The following is an 18929-nucleotide window of genomic DNA, read 5'->3' on the forward strand; positions in this document are numbered from 1 at the left end:
TGGCGAACGCCGGCCTCGCCCTCAGGAATCACCTCAGTCGTAAGGCACGGTGAAGATCAGGTCCACCGCGCTTTGCTGGCCGGCCTGGGCGCGCACGGTGAAGCGTTGCGAGAGGTCGTAGAACACGTAGAGCGTGCCCAGTGCGCCGGTCACGGTGCGCTCATAGGCGGCGTAGAAATTGCGCGAAAAGCGCTTGCCCAGCGTGACGGCGCCTTCTGTCGTGGTGCCGTCCGTGTTGCTGGAGGCGCCGCGGTAGGACAGCTCGTCCAGTCCCAGCGAGGCAGCCAGGCCGCCCGACATGCCGCCGCCTTTGCTACCCAGCAGGGCCAGGGCAGCCTGCTGCAGCAGCGCGGCTTCGGCGCCGCCCGAAGCCGACGAGCGGCCCACCACCAGCCACGAGAGTTTTTCGGCATCGGGCAGCTCGGGTTGCGCATACAGGCGCACACGCGGCAGCAGGGCGGTTCCGGTAATTTGCACGCCGACGCGCTGCGTGAGGTTGGGGCGAATCGCCAGGATATCGAGCGAAGGGTTGTCGATGGCGCCGGTAAAGCGCAGCATGCCTTGCTCCACATCCAGGCGCTGGCCGTAGGCGCGGTACTGGCCGCCCGCCGTGTTGATGGTGCCGTTGAGCCGGGGCTCGCGCAGCGTTTCACCGCTCAGGGCCAGCGTGCCGCGCACACGCGTGTCTATGCCCTTGCCCTGGATGCGGAAGTCGCGGCCCAGGTCGAGCTCCACCGCCAGTTTGACGGGGCGCGCGTCGCGGTCGGCGATTTCGTCGCTGGTCTGCGCGGGCGCCTTTTGGCCCGCCGCCGCGCCGCGGGAGGTGCGCACCACCACGTCGTCGCCAAGTTGCGGCGTACCTTCGTCGGGCAGGATGATGCGGGCCTGGTCGATCACCAGCTTGCCGGTGAGTTCAGTCTGTTGTCCCTTGAGGCCGGCCTGCACCTCGCCCGATACCGTCAATTGCCGGTCGGTACGGATGCTGGCCCGCAAGCGTTCGAGCCTGGCCGTGAGCTGCACCTGCGGCTTGCCCTCTACCCAGCCGGCTTCGCCCTGGGCCGTGAGAACGCCGCCCGTGCCTTTGTCGCCTGCGCCCTGCAGCGTGAACTCGTTGATGCGCATGCGCGTGCCGTCGAGTTTGGCGCGCAGGCGGCCGTTGCCGAATTCGATGCCGTCTACCACCGAACGCAGCGCCAGGTCGTCGGCCTGCAGGTCGCCGGCCAGTTGCGGCGCGGCGCGGGTGCCGCTGATGGCGACGTCAGCACCCAGCGAGCCGCGCAGCCGCCAGCCCGGCGGCGCCAGCACTGACCACACGCCGATGCGCGGCAGCTGGGCGCGCAGCTGGCCGGCCAGCGGTGCATCGGCCGGCCAGAGCCAGCCACCGCCGGCGGTGGCTGGCGCGCGGGCCAAACGGGTCCTGAGCTGGCCGTCGGCCGTGCCCGCGCGTTCGCTGTCCCAGCGCAGCGCCAGCGTGACGGCCTCGCCTTCGCTTTGCAGCGAGAGGCGAGCTTCCTTCACGCCGGCCGCCACGCGCGCCGCCATGCCTTGCACGGTTTCGGCTTGCACGGTGATGTCGCCGCTGCTGCGTGCGAGGCTGACTTTCAGGCGCAGCGTGTCACCCAGCGTGGCGTCCCAGTCGCCATCCAGCAGCAGGGTGCCGCCCAGGCCTGCGCCGGCCATCTGCGGGCCGGCCAGCAGTTCTATCCAGGCCAGCGGCAGGCCACTGAGCTTGCCTGCGGTGATGAGCTCACGGCCTGGCCGCCAGCGAACCGGTTGCCAGGCCAGCGTGGCCTGCGAAGGTGCACTGGTGGATGCGCCCGAAGGCGGCGCGACCAGAAGGGCTTCTCCCGCGCCGCTTTCAAACAGGTCGCCATTGCGCGCGGGCGTCCACTTGAGCGGCACGGTGCTGCGGGTCTTGAGCTGCCAGGTCCCCTTGCCCAGCGTGGGGTCTTCCACACTCACACTGAGCTGCTTGACCAGGCCTTGCCACGCGGATTCAGCGAGCGGGGCGTTGCGCGCGGCGCCGTTGTTGAGTCGCCCGCCTTCTGCCGCCAGCTGCAGGGTGTAGCGGCGCTGGCCTGCTTCCATGCGGCCTTGCGTGGCCAGCTGTGCCTGGCTCAGGCGGCCGGAAAGCGTGGCCTGGAAGGCGCGGATTTTCAGGGCCTCTGCGGTAGCGACTGGTGCTGTTCCTGCTGTGCTGGAAGTCGTCGCAGCGGCAGGCGCAGGCGTCCCCATACGCCAGTCAAGCGACGGCAGGTCCAGCCGTGCCTGCAAGGCCGGGTCTTGCCAGCCACCTTGCCAGCTGGCTAGCAGCTCAGCGTTGCCGCTCGCCGATGCGCTCTTCAATGATGTGGGCAGGCCCGGGAGTCTTTGCAGCCAGCGCAGGGCTTGCGCCATGTCGCGGCCGCGCAGGCTCACGTCGCCTTTGCCGCTGGTTTGCCGCAGTTCCCCTTGCAGTTGAGCGTCCAGTCCGGGGGCTGTCAGTGTGAGTTTTCCCTTGCCGCTTTTTGCACTGGGTTGGGCCTCAAGCTGACCTGCCAGCTCGGCGTCGTCGGTGCGTACGCGCAGAGCCGACAGCACCAGCGTGCCGCCGGCCTGTTCGGCATTCCAGCTGCCGGTGGCACTGGCATCGCGCAGGCGCAGCTGGCCCAGCGGATTGTTCCTGGCGCTGGCGTCATTGCGTGCTGCCTGCACGTTTGCGTCAAAGCTTATGGCCGGGCCCTGGCTGCGGATGTCGGCTTTGCCGTCCAGCGGCAGGGGCGCCAGTTGGCTGTGCAAGAGGGCCGGGTTGACGTGTTGGAGCGTCGCCTGCAGCTTCCACGCGGGTGCTGCAAGGGATGTGGCGGGCGCATCAGCCCACTCGCCGCTGGCCAGCAGCTCGCCGCCGCCCAACTGAGCCTTGAGCGTGCGCACCATGGCTATGCCGCTACGCCACTCGCCTTGGATTTCCAGCCGATCCAGGGGCAGCTTCTGCTGGTCCCAGGGGCCAGGCAGGGAATTGGCCAGTTGCAGTTGCAACTGCCAGGCGGATGTCGATGAAGCGCTTGCCGGTGAACCTGCAGAGGGTGCAGGCCGTACGTTGGCGCTGCCCGTCAGCAAGGTTTGTGGGCCTTCGGGCCAGAAGGCCGCTACATCCAGGTCGCGAAAACTCGCATCCGCTTGCGGCAGGGGTTGGGCGGCCCAGGGCATCACACGGGCAGTGGCAGTTGCCTGTGGTTGCCGCTGGTTTTTGGGGGGTGATGTGGCGGAAGGCTGAGCGCTCATTTGCAGCTCGGCCTTCACCAGCAGTTCGGTGAGGGGGCCGTGGGCCGTGGCTTTGAAAGCCAGCGGCAAGGGCGCTTTTGTGCCGGGAATCTGCGTATCCAGCGCGCCTGCCAGGCTGGCATCAAGCTTCAGGGGGCTGTGTGACGATAAGGTCGCGCGCCCGTTGTAGCGGCCGTGCGCTACCTGCGCGCTGAGCAATTCCAGCTGGTGGTCTATGCCCTTGAACGAATAATTGCCCGTGATGGCGGAGGCAAAAAATGCCGCGCCGCCCGTCCATTGAAACTGCCCGATTGAAAACCCGTCAAGCACCACCGGCAGCGGCAAGCCCAGCGCTGAGGGCGGCACTGACGGTGTTGTTGAAGGCGCGCGTTGGTCGGTGACCTGCACGCTGGCCGCGGCCAGCCGGTTGACCTCCAGCGTGCCGTGCAGCAGCGACCACGGTTGCCAGGCGAGGGTGACATCCCTCACATCCACACGCAGGCCATCTTGCTGCCACACCAGTTGGTCAACATGCCCGCCCGCGCGTAACGAACCTGTCACGCGTTCGGCGCTCAGCGGCTGGGTTCGGGCGATCCAGTTCAGTGCGGTGGCCAGTGAACCGTCGGTGCCGGCCCACCACCAGGCGCCTGTCGTGGCGGCTACGGCCAGCACCACCATGCTGCCGGCGGCCCATGCAATGGCGCGCAGCCAACGGCGTGGCGGGCGCGCCGGTTTGGGCACGACAACAGGCGTGACGGGGGTATCAGGCGTGTCCATCAGAAAACAAATCCCACGCTGACGTGCAGGCGCAGCTGTTTGACTTTCTCGCCATAGGCCAGGTCAATCTGCAGTGGCCCGATGGGGCTTCTCCAGCGCACGCCGGTGCCGATGCCGACGGAAGGTTTCATGTCTTTGGGATTGTCTGCCACGGCGCCTGCATCGATGAAGAAAGTGTTCTCCCATTCGCTGGGCCGGCCGTCGCGCAGCATCGGGCGCTGATATTCCACGCTGCCCACCGCCATGTAGCGGCCCGGCCCAGTCACGCCGTTGTCCAGTTTGATGCCGATGTCGCGATAGCCGTAGCCGCGTACGGTGGTGTCGCCACCGGTGCGGAACAGCAGGGTGCCGGGAATGCGCGCCGAGTCTTTGGCCAGCACGGCGCCGCCCTCGGCGCGCATGGCGATGCGGCCCCGCTCCAGCGGCACAATGCCGAGCCAGCGGCCCACGGCGCGGGTGAGGGGCAGGTGCTGCGACCCCATGGTGCTGCCGGCGCCGAGTTCAAAGCCCAGGCCGTAGCCCTTGTTTGGGAATGGCAGGCTGTCGAAGTAACGCCCGGTCCAGACGTAGTTGGCCGTCAGGGCCGAGCCGTCGCCGATGTCGGCGGCGGAGCTGTTGATCTGGCCGCTGCCGCTCACGCTCGCCCTGTCGTATTGCAAATAGATGTTGCGGTCTATGCGTTCGCCGGCCTGCGTGCGGCCAAAGCGCAGGCGCCCGGAGCGGGTGACGAGCTCGTTGTCGTCGACACGTTCGGTGCGCGCCAGGGCCACCCAGCGCCAGCTGGCCTCATCGGGAATCGAGGTCCATTCGGTCTGGGCGAAAGGTGATTTCTTTTCGAGTTGCAGTTTGGTGACGGCGCGCCAATTGGTGCCCGGCACGCGCAGGTGTGTGTGCTCAATCGAGGCGCGCGGCCCGCTGTCGGTGGTAACGCCCACGCCCAGGATGATTTTTTGCAGTTTGGCTTCGCGCACCTGTACCTGGACGGGCGCTGCCTGCGGATCGCTTTCGGGATCGACAAAGATGTAAGCCGAATCGAAATAACCGCTGGAAGCCAGCCGCTGCTGTGCTTCGGTCAGCTGCTTCTGGTCGTACACGGCACCGGCACTGAGGCGTGCCAGGCGCGGCACCAGCACCGGGTCGTAGCGCTCGACACCTGTGACCTGCATGGGGCCCAGGCGGTAGAGGGGGCCGGAGTCGAGCTTGAGGCTCAGGGCTGCGCTGTGCTCCGGTGCGTCCACATCGGCCAGGCTGCCTGCCAACTTGCCGGCCGGGTAGCGGCGGGCAACCAGGTCGCGCAAGGCCTGTGTCTTGGCGCTGTCCCAGGCGTCCTGCGTAAAGCGTTGGCCCGTGGGCAGACGCCAGTCGCGCTGGATTTCCGCGCGCTGGGCCTGCGCATCCGGGTCGGGGGATTCGGCAATATCGCCTGCAAAGTCGATTGCCACCGGCCCGACCGTTGTAGCCTGGCCCGGCTCCACCGCGACCACAATGGTCGGCCGCTCGCCTGACCCCGCGGCAGTGCCGCCTTCTCGCGTAATGGCGATGGTCGGGCTGAAATAACCCAGCGTGCCTACCAGATTGCGCACATTGCGCTCAGCCAGAACGATCAGGCGCGCCAGCTCGGCTTCGTCCAGATCGGTCACGGCGCGGTAGCGCTGCAGCTCAAGGTGTCTTTCGAGCAGCTCCTTGATGGGCTGCGGCGCGCGCACCGCGATGTCAAAGGCCGTAACTTCAGGCTGAGCGCCGGTTGGGCCGGTGGAGCCCTGCGGTGTGGGCTCCGGCGTGACTTTCTGAGGGGGCGGAGGTGGGGCTGGCGCGGTTTGTATGACGCCGGAAGGCGGTGTCGCTGTGTTGCCGGACTGTGCAGGCGCAGCTGTTTGCGCGGCGGCCAAAGGCGCCAGAAATATCGCAAAGAGGGCGAAAGCAGGGATGAAGCCGGCGCTGGTCGGCAATCCTGCCGGGGTGGCCGTCCGTGCGCAGTGGGTACTGTGGGTACTTGGATGGGTCACGAGGGCAGTTTACTTGAGCGCCCCAGCGCTCAGGCGTAGGAGGCGAACGCTACTTCGAAAGCATTCGCATGGCCTCTTCCAGACCCTTGATGGTCAGCGGGTACATGCGCTGGTTCACCAGTTGCTGGATCACGCTGATGCTCTGGCGGTATTGCCAGACGCCCTGCGGCTCGGGGTTGACCCAGGCGAACTTGGGGAAGGCGTTGGTCAGGCGCTGCATCCATTCGGCGCCGGCTTCTTCGTTGTTGTATTCCACACTGCCGCCCGGCTGCAGGATTTCGTAGGGGCTCATGGTCGCGTCGCCGACGAAGATGAGTTTGTAATCCTTGTTGTACTTGCGGATGATGTCCCAGGTCGGGAATTTCTCGCTGAAGCGGCGGCGGTTGTTCTTCCACATGAAGTCATAGACGCAGTTGTGGAAGTAATAAAACTCCAGATGCTTGAACTCGGCTTTGACGGCAGAGAACATTTCCTCGACGCGGTGGATGTGCTCGTCCATGGTGCCGCCCACGTCCATCAGCAGCAGCACCTTCACATTGTTGTGACGCTCGGGCACCATCTTGATGTCCAGCCAGCCGGCATTGGCCGCCGTGGAACGTATGGTGTCGTCCAGGTCCAGTTCTTCGACATTGCCCTGGCGCGCGAACTTGCGCAAGCGGCGCAGCGCGACCTTGATGTTGCGCGTGCCGAGCTCCTGGGTGTCGTCGTAGTCCTTGTAGGCGCGCTGGTCCCAGACTTTCACGGCGCTTTTGTTGCGGCTTTTCTCCTGGCCAATGCGTATGCCTTGCGGGTTGAAGCCGTTGGCGCCAAAGGGCGAGGTGCCGCCCGTGCCTATCCATTTGCTGCCGCCTTCGTGGCGTTCTTTCTGTTCTTCAAAGCGCTTTTTGAGCGTTTCCATGAGTTCGTCCCAGCCCATCTTCTCAATCTTGGCTTTTTCTTCGGGGCTGAGTTCCAGCTCGAGGTTTTTGCGCAGCCATTCGAGCGGGATGTCTTTCGTGAAGTCAGCCAGCATCTCCACGCCCTTGAAGTAGGCAGAAAAGGCGCGGTCGAACTTGTCATAGTTTTTCTCGTCTTTCACCAGCACCGTGCGGCTGAGGTAATAGAAGTCGTCGATCTTCCAGGCGCCTTCGCCCTCATGGGCGTCGAGTTTGTCGCTGTTCGGGCCGACAACGCCGGCCTGCAGCGCCTCGAGCAGCATCAGGTATTCCTTGACGGAGACCGGCAACTTGGCCGAACGCAGGGTGTAGAAGAAATCGATCAGCATGAAAAACTCCTTGGCGACGCACGCCTCAGGCTCTTGGCTTGTCGAGCAGGTACAGCAGCTGTGCTTTCACCTCAGGCCATTCGCCGGCAGCCAGGCTGTACATCACCGTGTCGCGTATGGTGCCGTCGCGACGCAAGGCATGGCCGCGCAGTACGCCGTCTTTGCGGGCGCCCAGTCGCTCGATGGCGCGCTGGGAGGCGTGGTTGAAGTTGTCGGTGCGCCAGCCCACGATGTTGCAGCCCAGGGTTTCAAACGCATGCGTGAGCATCAGCAACTTGCAGGTGGTGTTGACATGGGTGCGCTGGCAGCGTGCGGCGTACCAGGTGTAGCCAATCTCGACGCGCTTGAGGTTGGGCACGATGTCGTGGTAACTGGTGGAGCCGAGCACTTCGCCGGTGGCCGCGTCGGTTACGGCAAAAGCGAAACGGTTGCCTGTCGCCAGCGCGGTTTTAATATAGTCGCGCGTCTCATGGGGTTCGGGCACGGAGGTGATGCGCAGCTTCCAGAGTTCGCCGTCGGCGGCTGCGTCCTTGAGGCCCGCTTCGTGGGCCAGCGTCAGGGGTACCAGACGTACGCCTCGCGCTTCCAGGGTCACAGGTTCGACAAACGCCATGCTTACTTTTCCCCCTCGGGTTTTTGCCGGTTCCTCCAGCGCCTGGCCACTTGCAGGCCCAAGCCGCCACCCAGGCCTACCAGCACAATGCCGGCGATGGCGCCGTTGCCGTAGCCGGCTTCAAAAATATCGAAGCCGAGCAGATGGCCGGCCCAAAAACCGAGAAGCGCGCCGCCGACAAAGCCGACCGCGTCCGACAGACCTTCGATCAGCATGGATTTTTGACTCATGTGTTAGCCCTGCGTTCAACGATTGTTGCGCTGCATGAAAACCAGCTTCTCGAACAGGGTCACGTCCTGCTCGTTCTTGAGCAGCGCGCCCACGAGCGGCGGCACGGCGACCTTGTCGTCCTTGCTTTGCAGGGCGTCCAGCGGGATGTCTTCGGCGACCAGCAGTTTGAGCCAGTCCAGCAATTCGGAGGTCGACGGTTTCTTCTTCAGGCCAGGCAGGTTGCGCACGTCGTAGAAGGTCTTCATGGCTGCGGTCAGCAACTCTTTCTTCAGGTCGGGGAAGTGCACGTCCACGATCTGCTTCATGGTGTCGGCGTCGGGGAATTTGATGTAGTGGAAGAAGCAGCGGCGCAAAAACGCGTCGGGCAGCTCTTTTTCGTTGTTGGAGGTGATGAACACCAGCGGCCGGTGCTTGGCCTTGATGAGCTCACGCGTTTCATACACATAGAACTCCATGCGGTCAATTTCACGCAGCAGGTCGTTCGGGAACTCGATGTCGGCCTTGTCGATCTCGTCGATCAGCAGCGCGACCGGCGTTTCCGAGGTAAAGGCCTGCCACAGCACGCCCTTGACGATGTAGTTGTGGATGTCCTTGACCTTTTCGCCACCGTCCACGGTCGACAATTGCGAGTCGCGCAGGCGCGACACCGCGTCGTATTCGTACAGGCCCTGCTGCGCCTTGGTGGTGGATTTGATGTGCCATTGCAACAGCGGCAAGTTGAGCGCTTCGGCCACTTCCTCGGCCAGCATGGTCTTGCCGGTACCCGGCTCGCCCTTCACGAGCAGCGGCTTTTTCAGGGCGGCAGCGGCATTCACGGCCAGCATCAGGTCCTGGGTGGCGACGTAGTTCTTGGAACCTAGAAATTTCATGTTCTTGGGGAGAGGAGGTGAAAATTGAAAGGGCGTTTGCGCGGGTTGCCGGCAAGGGGTGCCCGGTCTCGGCAGGCCCAGATATAATCCAAGGTTGTTTTATACGATGAATTCCCACCTGATTGTGCGCGCAAAATGAATAAGCTGTTCACCACGATATTCGCCGTAACTGTCTCTTGCGTGACGGTTGCAAGCCTTGCCCAGGAGATCAAGGGCGATGCCAAAGCCGGCGAAACCAAGAATGCCATGTGCATCGGTTGCCACGGCATCAAGGGCTACCAGGCCTCTTTCCCCGAGGTTTATAAGGTCCCGATGATTTCAGGCCAGGGCGCTAAATACATCATTGCCGCGCTCAACGAATACAAAAAAGGTGACCGCAAGCATCCCACCATGCGCGCCATTGCCGATTCGCTGACCGACCAGGACATGGCCGACCTCGCCGCGCACTACAGTGTTGACGGTGTGGTTGCCGGCGCCGCAGAGCTGCCGGCCAAGCCGGCCAAAGAACCAAGCGCGGAAGTCCAGGCCCTGTTGAACAAGGCCAACTGCGCGTCTTGCCATGGCGCCAACTTCAGCAAACCGATTGACCCTGCCTATCCCAAGATTGGTGGTCAGCACGCTGACTACCTGTTCGTGGCGCTCAAGGCCTACAAGACAGAAAACAACCCCAAGGTTGGCCGCGGCAATGCCATCATGTCCGGCATGGCCAAGCAGTACACCAATGTTGAGCTGAAGCAGTTGGCCAACTACCTGTCGTCGGTAGACGGCGACCTGAAGACCATTCCGCAGAAGAAATTCCGCTGAGCCGGAATCTTTCGACCAACAAAAAAGCCGCTGTATCAGCGGCTTTTTTGTTGGTCGATACGCTTCTTTCCGGTCTTCAACAGCATGAGCCGCGGAACCGGCTTTGCCGGGCCGCAGGCGGGCGGCCCCGGAGGGGCTGGAGCCCGCGGCTCCAAGCCTGCCTGCGCAGGCTTGGACGGGCGACAGAGGCGAAGCGTCTCGCGGGCCGCGGCCCGCAAGGCCTCGGGAGTTACACGAAGTGAGCGACCGTGGGGGCCTAATCTCTTGTTGCCCTGCGCTGCACGCAGTCGATGTAGGCCGCGCCGTCGGGCGGGCGTCCGGCGCGTTGGCTCTCCCAGACCATCTGCCCCAGGCAGTCCATGGTTTCGTGGTGCGCATCGTGCAGTGAGTTGCGTTTGGCCGTCAGCAGCTCGACGGCCTGGCGAATGCCGCGAGGCTGGTCGATGGAGCATTGCTCGCTGATCGATAAATGCATGGACAGATGCAAAAAGGGGTTGGTCTTGCCCGCTTCCACGTCGTACATTTTTTCGAGCGCACTGTCGGCGTCGGCAAAGTCCGCATGGTATTCGGGATGCTCTTCAATCCATTGACTTGCTATGGTTTCGATAGCCTCCATCGGTTGACCGGCGCGGGCCTTGGCATAAACAGAGCAGAAAAAACGGCGTACGTCGGCTTGCGAGGGGGTGAACATGGTGAAAGGTTATCACGCAGGCGGTTCCCGTTGCCGGCGTGATGGTTTGCTTATCAGCGCTTGGGCCACAGCGCTCGCTGGTTGCGTCCTACAGACAGTTTTCCTGCTGCTGCCTACATTACGAGGCACGGTGGCGCAGTTCCGGGGTAAGGCCATTCCACAACCATCCACAAGCCCGGCGAGGAGATTTCACATGAACGCAGCACGCATCACAGGCATTATCCTGATCGTTTTGGGCCTGGCCGGCTTTTTCACCGGCGGCTTCAGCTTCACCAAGGACACAACGGCCGCCAAGCTCGGCCCCATCCAGCTGACCGTGAAAGAAAAAGAGTCCGTCAACATTCCCCAATGGCTCAGCCTGGGCGCCATCGTGCTGGGCGCCGTCGTACTCGTCGTCGGCTTCAAAAAGTCGTAACCGACGGCCCCGTCTCACACCAGCAGGGGCCGCGGAACCGGCTTTGCCGGGCCGCAGGCGCCGCCCCCTCGAGGGGGGAACAAGCTACACGAAGTGAGCCCGGACGGGGGTGTGTCTAGATCAACATGCGCGATATTGCCTGCGCTGCCGCCAGCAGTTGCGGCAGCATTGTTTCCTGCATGGCTTTGGCGCTGGTGCGGTTGGCCTGGCCGCTGATGTTGAGCGCTGCCACTGTCTGGCCGGCGCGGTTGGTGATCGGTGCGGCCATCGACACCAGTCCTTCCTCCAGCTCCTGATTCACCAGCGACCACCCCTGCTTGCGGGCTTGCGCGACCTTGACCATCAGCTCCTTGATGTCGGTCACGGTGTACTTGGTGCGTGCCGTCAGCTCTGAGGCCTGCAGGCATTTCATGATTTCGGCCTCAGGCAGGGCCGACAGCAGCATCCGCCCCATCGACGTGCAGTAAGCCGGCAGGCGCGAGCCCACGCCCAGGCTGATGCTCATGATCTTGTGCGTCGGCACACGCAGCACGTAGACGATGTCCGTTCCGTCCAGAGCCGCGGCTGAACACGACTCCTTGACCTCCGCGACCAGCGCTTCCATCACCGGCTCAGCCAGGTTCCAGATCGGCATGGAGGACAGATAGGCAAAGCCCAGGTCCAGGATGCGTGGCGTGAGGCTGAACAGCTTGCCGTCGTTGTGCACGTAGCCCAGCGTCTCCAGCGTCAGCAAAATGCGGCGCGCGCCCGCACGGCTCAAGCCACTGCGACCGGCCACTTCAGTCAGTGTTTGCCGCGGTGCTTCGGTGCTGAACGAGCGTATAACCTCCAGCCCGCGCGCAAACGACTGGACGTAAGCGTCTCCGGGCCTGGGGCCGGTAATGGGCGTGGATGCGGCGTTTGCCATGGTGATCAAAATCTCCTAGAATTCATTATACGAACTCTTGTTCTTATGTCGAACAATATTTAAGTGGTGGCTGGATGATTTCTGCAAGCCGCCCGCAGCTGGAGACTTTGGAATGATCAACAAAATTGCCGCCTCCGTCGCCGACGCGCTGGCGGATGTGAAAGACGGCTCAACCGTGCTGATTGGCGGCTTCGGCACCGCCGGCATCCCCAATGAGTTGATCGACGGCCTGATAGAGCAGGGCGCCAAAGACCTGACGGTCGTCAACAACAATGCAGGCAATGCCGAAATGGGCTTGGCGGCGCTGCTCAAGGCCGGGCGCGTGCGCAAGATCATCTGCAGCTTTCCGCGTCAGGCCGATAGCCAGGTGTTTGACGGCCTGTACCGTAGCGGCAAGCTGGAACTGGAACTGGTGCCCCAAGGCAATCTCGCGGAACGGATTCGCGCTGCGGGCGCAGGCATAGGCGCCTTCTTCTGCCCCACGGGCTACGGCACCGAACTGGCGCGCAACGCCGACGGCACTGCCAAGGAAACCCGTGAGATCAACGGCAAGCACTACGTGCTGGAAATGCCGATTCATGGCGATGTGGCCCTCATCAAGGCCGAGCGAGGCGACCGCTGGGGCAATCTCACCTACCGCATGGCTGCGCGCAATTTCGGTCCTGTGATGGCGACCGCCTCGAAGAAGACGATTGCCACCGTGCATGACATCGTTGAGCTCGGCAACCTGGACCCTGAAGCCGTCGTCACGCCCGGCATCTTTGTCCATCACATCGTCAAAATCCCTCGCACCGCCACGCAAGCCGGCGGTTTTAAAAAGGCGGCATGACCATGACCTACCAACGCCGTACCAAAGACCAGCTCGCAGCCCGCGTCGCGCAAGACATTTTTGACGGGGCCGTCGTCAACCTCGGCATCGGCCAGCCCACGCTGGTAGCCAACCATTTGCCGGCCGGACGCGAGGTCATCCTGCAAAGCGAAAACGGCATTCTCGGCATGGGCCCCGCACCTGCCGAGGGCGAGGAAGACTACGACCTGATCAATGCAGGCAAACAGCCGGTGACGCTGCTCAGGGGCGGCTCCTTCTTTCACCACGCTGACAGTTTCGCGATGATGCGCGGGGGGCACCTCGATATCTGCGTGCTGGGTGCCTTCCAGGTCTCGGCCACGGGCGACCTGGCCAACTGGAGCACCGGCGAGCCGGGCGCGATTCCCGCAGTAGGTGGCGCCATGGACCTGGCCATAGGCGCGCGGCAAACCTGGGTGATGATGGATTTGCTGACCAAGCAGGGCGCCAGCAAGCTGGTGCAGCAATGCACTTATCCGCTGACCGGCATCGCCTGCGTCAAGCGCGTGTACTCCGACATCGCCACGCTGGAATGCACACCGCAGGGCCTGAAGCTGATCGACACCGTCGAAGGCCTCACGCACGCCGAACTTGAAAAACTGGTGGGCCTGCCGATTGCGGCCGCCTGATCGTTGATCTCACTTCTTTCAAAGCACACACCATGACCCAAGCTTTTATCTGCGACGCCATCCGCACCCCTTTCGGCCGCTACGGCGGCGCCCTCAGCAGTGTGCGCACCGACGACCTGGGTGCGATCCCGATCAAGGCGCTGATGGCGCGCAACCCGAACGTGGATTGGCAGGCAGTCACGGATGTGCTCTACGGCTGCGCCAACCAGGCCGGGGAAGACAATCGCAACGTGGCACGCATGGCGGCGCTGCTGGCCGGCCTGCCCATGGACGTGCCGGGCTCCACCATCAACCGCCTGTGCGGCTCGGGCCTGGATGCCTTGGGCAGTGCCGCACGTGCCATCAAGTCGGGCGAGGCCACCTTGATGATCGCAGGCGGCGTCGAGAGCATGAGCCGCGCACCCTTTGTGATGCCCAAGGCCGAGAGCGCCTTCAGCCGCGCTAATGCGGTGTATGACACCACCATCGGCTGGCGTTTCATCAACAAGCTGATGAAAGAAAAATACGGCGTTGATGCCATGCCCGAGACGGCCGAGAACGTCGCTACCGACTACAAGATCAGCCGCGAAGACCAGGACAAAATGGCGCTGGCCAGCCAGCTCAAAGCCGTGGCCGCACAAAAGGCCGGCTACTTCGACGCTGAAATCACGCCGGTGACGATTGCCCAGAAAAAGGGCGACCCCATCGTGGTGAGCAAAGACGAACATCCGCGCGAAACCTCGCTCGAAGCGCTGGCCAGGCTCAAGGGCGTGGTGCGGCCCGACGGCACGGTGACCGCCGGCAATGCCAGTGGCGTGAACGACGGCGCTTGTGCGTTGCTGCTGGCCGACGAAGCCACCGCCGCAAAAAACGGCCTTACGCCCAAGGCGCGCGTGGTCGGTATGGCCACGGCCGGTGTGGCGCCGCGCATCATGGGCATCGGCCCTGCCCCGGCCACACAAAAAGTGCTGGCGCTCACCGGTCTCACGATAGCGCAGATGGATGTGATCGAACTCAACGAAGCCTTCGCCGCACAAGGCCTGGCTGTGCTGCGCATGCTGGGTGTGCGGGACGACGATCCGCGCGTCAACCCCAACGGCGGCGCGATCGCGCTGGGCCATCCGCTGGGGGCTTCGGGAGCGCGGCTGGCCACCACGGCCGTCAACCAGTTGCACAAGGGCGGTGGCCGTTACGCGCTGGCCACCATGTGCATCGGCGTAGGCCAAGGCATCGCGGTGATTCTGGAGCGTGTCTAGCCCAGACCGGTGACTGGGCATCCCCTCGCGCGGGGGCGCCTGAGGCAATCGCCATTGCATGGACGGCCTGTGGTGAAATACATCCCTGGTTCCGGTTTGCTATTGTTTTAATAGCTGCTTGCGCCCGTCCCTTTTGGGTAACCGATGTTTTTTACATAAATCCATGGATTTCCCGCTGATCACCGACGCCTTCTTCTATGCCGTGGCAATTCCCGCCGTGCTGATGTTGGGCATCAGCAAAAGTGGTTTTGGGGCCGGCTTCGGGTCTCTTGCGGTTCCCGTCATGGCGCTGACGGTCACCGTGCCGCAGGCCGCCGCCATCCTGATGCCGGTGCTGCTGCTGATGGACTTGCTGGGGCTGGCGGCTTTTCGCCGGGACTTCGATGTGAAGTTTCTGAAATTCCTGATCCCTTTTGGTTTGGTGGGAACCGTGGTGGGGGCGCTGTTGTTCAAGGTGCTGGACGCCCGAGTCGTGGCAGGGGTGGTGGGAATATTCACCTTGTTGTTTTTGGCGCAGCGCCTGTTGTTCCCTCCCCGGCCCGACAGCCCGCCGCCGCCCAAGTGGCTGGGCGCCATTCTGACGGTGACCTCGGGCTTCACGAGCTTTGTATCTCACGCAGGTGGCCCGCCGCTGAGCGCCTATGTGATCCCCATGCGCCTGAGCCCGGTGAAGTTCACGGCTACCATGGCCGCCTTCTTTTTTGTCATCAACCTTTCCAAATGGATTCCATACGCCTGGCTGGGTCTGCTGGACCTGCGCAATATGGCGACGTCGCTGGTTTTGCTGCCGCTGGCGCCACTGGGCGTGTGGATAGGCGTGCGCATGGCCCGGAGCATCAGCCCGGTGCTTTTCTATCGTCTGCTGTATGTCGGCATGTTGCTGACCGGGTGCAAGCTGCTCTGGGACGCTTTCCGCTAGAAGCGTGAAGTGGCCGGCACGGATTGCCATGCGAACCTCTGCAATTGCTTTACCGGTATTTCCCTTTCCCGTCTACTGCGGCTTGTGAAACCCGGCGCATCCGCTGGTTTCTTGCGGGGAGCCCGGGAATTTCACCGGCCTCTTCACTGCAAATTTCTGTGAGAATCGCTGGCATGAGAACAAGAAGCGCGCACCGCGGCTAACGCCCTTCATGACCACAGTCGTTTTTGCGGATCTTGTGGGCAGCACCAGCATGTTCGAACGGCTGGGCGATGAAACAGCATCGCACTTCGTGACCCAGCTCATCGGCGTCCTGAGCCAGGTCTTCCAGCAACACCAGGGGCGTGTGGTCAAGTTGCTGGGTGACGGCCTCTTTGTGGTGTTTCCCAACGAGGGCGACGCGCTTTCCGCCTGCATCAGCATCCAGAAGCGCCTTCAGGAAAAACCGATCAAGCCGGGCGGCAGCGGCACCCCGGTACAGATGCAGATGGGTATCGAGTCGGGTGAAGTGGTTGAAATCGACGGCGACTGTTTCGGTGACACCGTCAATTCCGCCGCCCGGCTCGCAGACCTTGCGGGTGCCGCCCAGATCCTCACGACCGAAAACGTCTGGACCGCCCTGTTGCCCGCCCAGAGGGCATCCCTGCGCAGCATGGGCCCCATGTACCTTCGCGGCAGGGCTGAAGCCAGCCATGTCTACCGGGTCGAATGGCAGGCTGGCCGCGACGAGGATGCCACGATGGCCGGGCGTTCGATGTTCTCTTCACCCAGCCAGGCCTTCCTCGAACTCAGCTTTGCGGAGCAAACTGTCAGGCTGGATTCGAAAAGCAGCAAGCTGGCGCTGGGCCGGGCCGCCGATGCGGCGCTGACATTAAACGACCCCCGTGTTTCGCGCATGCATGCCACCCTCGAATGGCGTGGCGGGCATTTTGTGTTGACGGACGCTTCCAGCTACGGCACCTGGGTGTACCTTGGCAACCAGAGTGAGGCGGTGGTGCTGCGGCGCACCGAGTGCTACCTGGTTGGCAGCGGCCAGATCGTGCCGGGCTGCGAGCGTACCGACGAAAATGCCCCGCTTGTCACGTTTTCCATCAGGACCTGATCCGCGGAAGAGGGCGGATTCCGGACCTTTTTCGCTGCATGATGCAGGCTAGAATCGTTTTTTGTTTCAAGACGTAGGCGTCCCCCTCAGGCCCGCAGCACGGTTTCCGCCAGTTACGTCCATTTCCATTCCCTCATGAGTCTCAAGAAACTTGGCCGTTACGATCTCATCCGCGTCCTCGGCAAGGGGGCGATGGGGCTGGTGTATGAGGGGCGGGATCCCAACCTTGACCGTCGCGTGGCGATCAAGACCATCAAGGTCGAAAATCTTTCGGAAGAAGCCGCCGCAGAGTACGAAGTGCGTTTTCGCACCGAGGCCCGGTCTGCGGCGCGCCTGCAGCATCCGCATATTGTCAGCGTCTATGACTCCGACCGTGACGGCGACATTGCCTTCCTGGTCATGGAATTCGTCGACGGCGACGACCTCAAGCACCACCTGGACAAGGGCAACCTCTACACCCTGGAGCAAACCCTGGGCATCATGGGTGACCTGCTTTCGGCGCTGGATTACGCGCACAGGCAAAGCATCGTCCACCGCGACATCAAACCGGCCAACCTGCTGATCGAGACGAGCGGGCGTGTCAAGCTCACCGACTTTGGTGTGGCGCGCATCCAGGATTCCGGCGAAGCCACCCGTACGCAGGGTTCCATGGTCGGAACGCTGAAATACATGTCGCCCGAGCAGGTACAGGGTCGGCCGATTGATGCCCGTGCCGACCTGTTTGCCGCCGGCATCGTGCTGTATCAGTTACTTACCGGGAAACGGCCGTTTGACGGTGACACCGACTTCGCCACCATCCAGCAGATCGTCGGGCATACCCCGGTCATGCCGGGTGCGTTCAATGCCCGATTGCCCGCTGCTCTTGATGCCGTGGTGGCCAAGGCCCTGGCCAAATCGCGCGACCAGCGTTATGCCAGCGCGCAGGAGTTCCTTGCTGCGCTGCAGGCCGCGGCACGCGAGGCGCCCGATATCTCGGTGGTTCCGACCGCCGTGCCGCCCGGGCCCGGCAGCAGTTCAACCTGGACTTCCACGATGCTGTCCGGCGAAGCGCTGGTTGACCAGCCGTCGGGCACCAGCGCCAACATCTCGGTCGTGACGCAGGAGCTCGAGCTCGTCTACTGGAAAGACATCAAGGAGTCCATGGATGTGGAAGACATCCAGGGCTTTCTGGCCAAGTTCCCGTCGGGTATCTATGCCGACCTGGCGCGCCGCCGCCTCAAAAAACTCGGCGTGCCTGGCGCAGACGACTCGGACATCGGCCGGCGCCTGGGTACCGGAACGCTGATTGTTCCGCGTCCCGATACACAACCAGCCCCGCCAGCCCCTCCAGCGCCGGCCAGCGCATCCGCCTCCGCGGCCGACACCGACATGGCCTGGAAGGCCCTTGAAGAGGCGGCAGCCAAGGCGCCTTTGCCGCCTCATGTGCCGGCGAAACCCGCCGCCGATGACCCGGATGCCACGCGCCTGGGGACACCGGTGGTGGTTGCGGCGGCTCAACCGGACCAGGAAGCGCATGACGCATCCACCGACTGGCCGGAGACCGTGTTTAGCGAGGCAGCCGTGAGCCCGGCAGCACCTGAGCCTGCCAGCGGCCGGCCAACGCAAGGTGCAGCTGCAATTCCCGCCAGGAGCCCAGCCGCGAATACCAACGACGCCGCACTGCCGCCGATAAAGTCAAAATCGGCACGGCGGCGCAGTCCCCTGGCGTCGCCCGGGGTCGCAACGGCACCCGCAAAGGCAGCTTCACCTGCACCCTACCGCTACCTGGTGTGGGGTCTGGCGGGCCTGGTGGCGGTGACCGTGATCGGCCTTGGATGGAAATCCCTTTCCGGCCGCGCTGCCCCTGCCGCCCCGTCTGCCATACCGGCCAATATAGCGGCCAAGGCAGCGCCCGGCGCGGCGAGGGTGGCACCAGCAGCTTCCACTTCGCCCGTGGTGTCTGCGGCGCCTGCTGCAGCTGCACCCGCAGTGCCAGCTGCGCAGGCCCAGCCTGCGGCCTCGGCTGCTTCCTCTTCTGTGGCGAAGGCACCCCTGTCTGCAGCCTCCAGGGCGGCGCTTGCGGCTGCGGCCGCCACCCGAAAGGCTGCATTGGAAAAAGAGCGGCAGGCCAAACAGGCTCAGCCCAAATCCGCCGCTACCCCTTCCCCTTCGGCGACCGACCACGCTGCCACACCGGCGCCGCAGGCAGCGGCCGGCAATCCGCGGCAGGCCTGTGAAGGGCGTATCCTCCTCGGTTTCCAGATCTGCATGTCTGAGCAGTGTGCCAAGCCGGGCTTCGCCCAGCACCCGGTGTGTGTGGAACGGCGGGTCATGGAGCAGCGGCGGCGCGAGGATCAGTCGAACCGGTAGGCCGCCGACTGCCTCATTTTTTTGCTAT

Annotated in this window: 16 protein-coding genes; 8 read left to right on the forward strand and 8 right to left on the reverse strand. The window is 63.7% G+C overall.

Annotation, left to right across the window (positions count from 1 at the left end; genetic code table 11):
* Positions 1-33 precede the first annotated feature (33 nt).
* The 6 genes from AC1DY9_RS12560 to AC1DY9_RS12585 are packed head-to-tail and all read right to left on the reverse strand — an operon-like array spanning position 34 to position 9003.
* The gene (locus AC1DY9_RS12560; RefSeq protein WP_477666647.1) at positions 34-4020 is read right to left on the reverse strand and encodes a translocation/assembly module TamB domain-containing protein; all 3987 of its coding nucleotides are present in this window, start codon (positions 4018-4020) and stop codon (positions 34-36) included.
* Positions 4020-6026 carry an autotransporter assembly complex protein TamA gene (locus AC1DY9_RS12565; RefSeq protein WP_477666648.1) on the reverse strand — a complete coding sequence of 669 codons (2007 nt, stop codon included), beginning with the start codon at positions 6024-6026 and terminating at the stop codon, positions 4020-4022. Before AC1DY9_RS12565 ends, AC1DY9_RS12560 begins: the two co-directional genes overlap by 1 nt.
* 49 nt (positions 6027-6075) lie before the next feature.
* Positions 6076-7290, reverse strand: coding sequence for a vWA domain-containing protein (locus AC1DY9_RS12570; protein ID WP_477666649.1), 1215 nt, complete (start codon positions 7288-7290; stop codon positions 6076-6078).
* Between the two features lie 25 nt (positions 7291-7315).
* Positions 7316-7903, reverse strand: a complete 588-nt coding sequence (locus tag AC1DY9_RS12575) for a GNAT family N-acetyltransferase (protein ID WP_477666650.1) — start codon at positions 7901-7903, stop codon at positions 7316-7318.
* A 2-nt stretch (positions 7904-7905) separates the two neighbouring features.
* Positions 7906-8133: a hypothetical protein gene (locus AC1DY9_RS12580; RefSeq protein ID WP_477666651.1), complete on the reverse strand. Its 228-nt coding sequence runs from the start codon at positions 8131-8133 to the stop codon at positions 7906-7908.
* Between the two features lie 15 nt (positions 8134-8148).
* Entirely contained in the window at positions 8149-9003 is an 855-nt protein-coding gene (locus tag AC1DY9_RS12585; RefSeq protein ID WP_457282248.1) for an AAA family ATPase, read from the reverse strand.
* A gap of 135 nt (positions 9004-9138) precedes the next feature.
* On the opposite strand from AC1DY9_RS12585, the gene AC1DY9_RS12590 reads away from it, so the two are divergent.
* Positions 9139-9807, forward strand: a complete 669-nt coding sequence (locus tag AC1DY9_RS12590) for a c-type cytochrome (protein ID WP_477666652.1) — start codon at positions 9139-9141, stop codon at positions 9805-9807.
* A 256-nt stretch (positions 9808-10063) separates the two neighbouring features.
* Here AC1DY9_RS12590 and AC1DY9_RS12595 read toward each other — a convergent pair whose 3' ends face one another.
* Complete coding sequence (locus tag AC1DY9_RS12595; protein ID WP_477666653.1) at positions 10064-10498, reverse strand: DUF1841 family protein; 435 nt, start codon at positions 10496-10498, stop codon at positions 10064-10066.
* Between the two features lie 193 nt (positions 10499-10691).
* Between AC1DY9_RS12595 and AC1DY9_RS12600 the strand changes: the two genes are divergently transcribed.
* Positions 10692-10913 (forward strand): hypothetical protein, encoded by a 222-nt coding sequence (locus tag AC1DY9_RS12600; protein ID WP_457282237.1) that lies wholly within the window; start codon positions 10692-10694, stop codon positions 10911-10913.
* 115 nt (positions 10914-11028) lie between these two features.
* Here the strand turns inward: AC1DY9_RS12600 and AC1DY9_RS12605 are convergent, their stop codons facing one another.
* Complete coding sequence (locus AC1DY9_RS12605; protein WP_457282236.1) at positions 11029-11820, reverse strand: IclR family transcriptional regulator domain-containing protein; 792 nt, start codon at positions 11818-11820, stop codon at positions 11029-11031.
* Positions 11821-11932: 112 nt separating this feature from the next.
* Here AC1DY9_RS12605 and AC1DY9_RS12610 point away from each other — a divergent pair, with 112 nt between their 5' ends.
* The 6 genes from AC1DY9_RS12610 (at position 11933) to AC1DY9_RS12635 (ending at position 18901) form a co-directional block, all read left to right on the forward strand.
* The gene (locus AC1DY9_RS12610) at positions 11933-12649 is read left to right on the forward strand and encodes a 3-oxoacid CoA-transferase subunit A (RefSeq protein ID WP_477666654.1); all 717 of its coding nucleotides are present in this window, start codon (positions 11933-11935) and stop codon (positions 12647-12649) included.
* The gene (locus AC1DY9_RS12615; RefSeq protein WP_477666655.1) at positions 12646-13296 is read left to right on the forward strand and encodes a 3-oxoacid CoA-transferase subunit B; all 651 of its coding nucleotides are present in this window, start codon (positions 12646-12648) and stop codon (positions 13294-13296) included. Before AC1DY9_RS12610 ends, AC1DY9_RS12615 begins: the two co-directional genes overlap by 4 nt.
* A gap of 32 nt (positions 13297-13328) precedes the next feature.
* Positions 13329-14531 (forward strand): 3-oxoadipyl-CoA thiolase, encoded by a 1203-nt coding sequence (gene pcaF, locus AC1DY9_RS12620; RefSeq protein ID WP_477666656.1) that lies wholly within the window; start codon positions 13329-13331, stop codon positions 14529-14531.
* 163 nt (positions 14532-14694) lie between these two features.
* A complete protein-coding gene (locus AC1DY9_RS12625; protein ID WP_457282232.1) occupies positions 14695-15450 on the forward strand; it encodes a sulfite exporter TauE/SafE family protein in 756 nt (251 codons plus the stop codon).
* A 211-nt stretch (positions 15451-15661) separates the two neighbouring features.
* Positions 15662-16552, forward strand: coding sequence for an adenylate/guanylate cyclase domain-containing protein (locus AC1DY9_RS12630; RefSeq protein WP_457282231.1), 891 nt, complete (start codon positions 15662-15664; stop codon positions 16550-16552).
* A 135-nt stretch (positions 16553-16687) separates the two neighbouring features.
* The gene (locus AC1DY9_RS12635) at positions 16688-18901 is read left to right on the forward strand and encodes a serine/threonine-protein kinase (protein ID WP_457282230.1); all 2214 of its coding nucleotides are present in this window, start codon (positions 16688-16690) and stop codon (positions 18899-18901) included.
* Positions 18902-18929: the final 28 nt, after the last annotated feature.

It is taken from the genome of Polaromonas sp. P1_F6 (assembly GCF_056405695.1).

What these genes read in the sequence shown, in the direction of transcription:
- AC1DY9_RS12560 (WP_477666647.1), bottom strand. Translation starts at nt 4,020, where the DNA reads ATGGACACGCCTGATACCCCCGTCACGCCTGTTGTCGTGCCCAAACCG.
- AC1DY9_RS12570 (WP_477666649.1), bottom strand. Translation starts at nt 7,290, where the DNA reads ATGCTGATCGATTTCTTCTACACCCTGCGTTCGGCCAAGTTGCCGGTC.
- AC1DY9_RS12575 (WP_477666650.1), bottom strand. Translation starts at nt 7,903, where the DNA reads ATGGCGTTTGTCGAACCTGTGACCCTGGAAGCGCGAGGCGTACGTCTG.
- AC1DY9_RS12580 (WP_477666651.1), bottom strand. Translation starts at nt 8,133, where the DNA reads ATGAGTCAAAAATCCATGCTGATCGAAGGTCTGTCGGACGCGGTCGGC.
- AC1DY9_RS12585 (WP_457282248.1), bottom strand. Translation starts at nt 9,003, where the DNA reads ATGAAATTTCTAGGTTCCAAGAACTACGTCGCCACCCAGGACCTGATG.
- AC1DY9_RS12590 (WP_477666652.1), top strand. Translation starts at nt 9,139, where the DNA reads ATGAATAAGCTGTTCACCACGATATTCGCCGTAACTGTCTCTTGCGTG.
- AC1DY9_RS12595 (WP_477666653.1), bottom strand. Translation starts at nt 10,498, where the DNA reads ATGTTCACCCCCTCGCAAGCCGACGTACGCCGTTTTTTCTGCTCTGTT.
- AC1DY9_RS12600 (WP_457282237.1), top strand. Translation starts at nt 10,692, where the DNA reads ATGAACGCAGCACGCATCACAGGCATTATCCTGATCGTTTTGGGCCTG.
- AC1DY9_RS12605 (WP_457282236.1), bottom strand. Translation starts at nt 11,820, where the DNA reads ATGGCAAACGCCGCATCCACGCCCATTACCGGCCCCAGGCCCGGAGAC.
- AC1DY9_RS12610 (WP_477666654.1), top strand. Translation starts at nt 11,933, where the DNA reads ATGATCAACAAAATTGCCGCCTCCGTCGCCGACGCGCTGGCGGATGTG.
- AC1DY9_RS12615 (WP_477666655.1), top strand. Translation starts at nt 12,646, where the DNA reads ATGACCATGACCTACCAACGCCGTACCAAAGACCAGCTCGCAGCCCGC.
- pcaF (WP_477666656.1), top strand. Translation starts at nt 13,329, where the DNA reads ATGACCCAAGCTTTTATCTGCGACGCCATCCGCACCCCTTTCGGCCGC.
- AC1DY9_RS12625 (WP_457282232.1), top strand. Translation starts at nt 14,695, where the DNA reads ATGGATTTCCCGCTGATCACCGACGCCTTCTTCTATGCCGTGGCAATT.
- AC1DY9_RS12630 (WP_457282231.1), top strand. Translation starts at nt 15,662, where the DNA reads ATGACCACAGTCGTTTTTGCGGATCTTGTGGGCAGCACCAGCATGTTC.
- AC1DY9_RS12635 (WP_457282230.1), top strand. Translation starts at nt 16,688, where the DNA reads ATGAGTCTCAAGAAACTTGGCCGTTACGATCTCATCCGCGTCCTCGGC.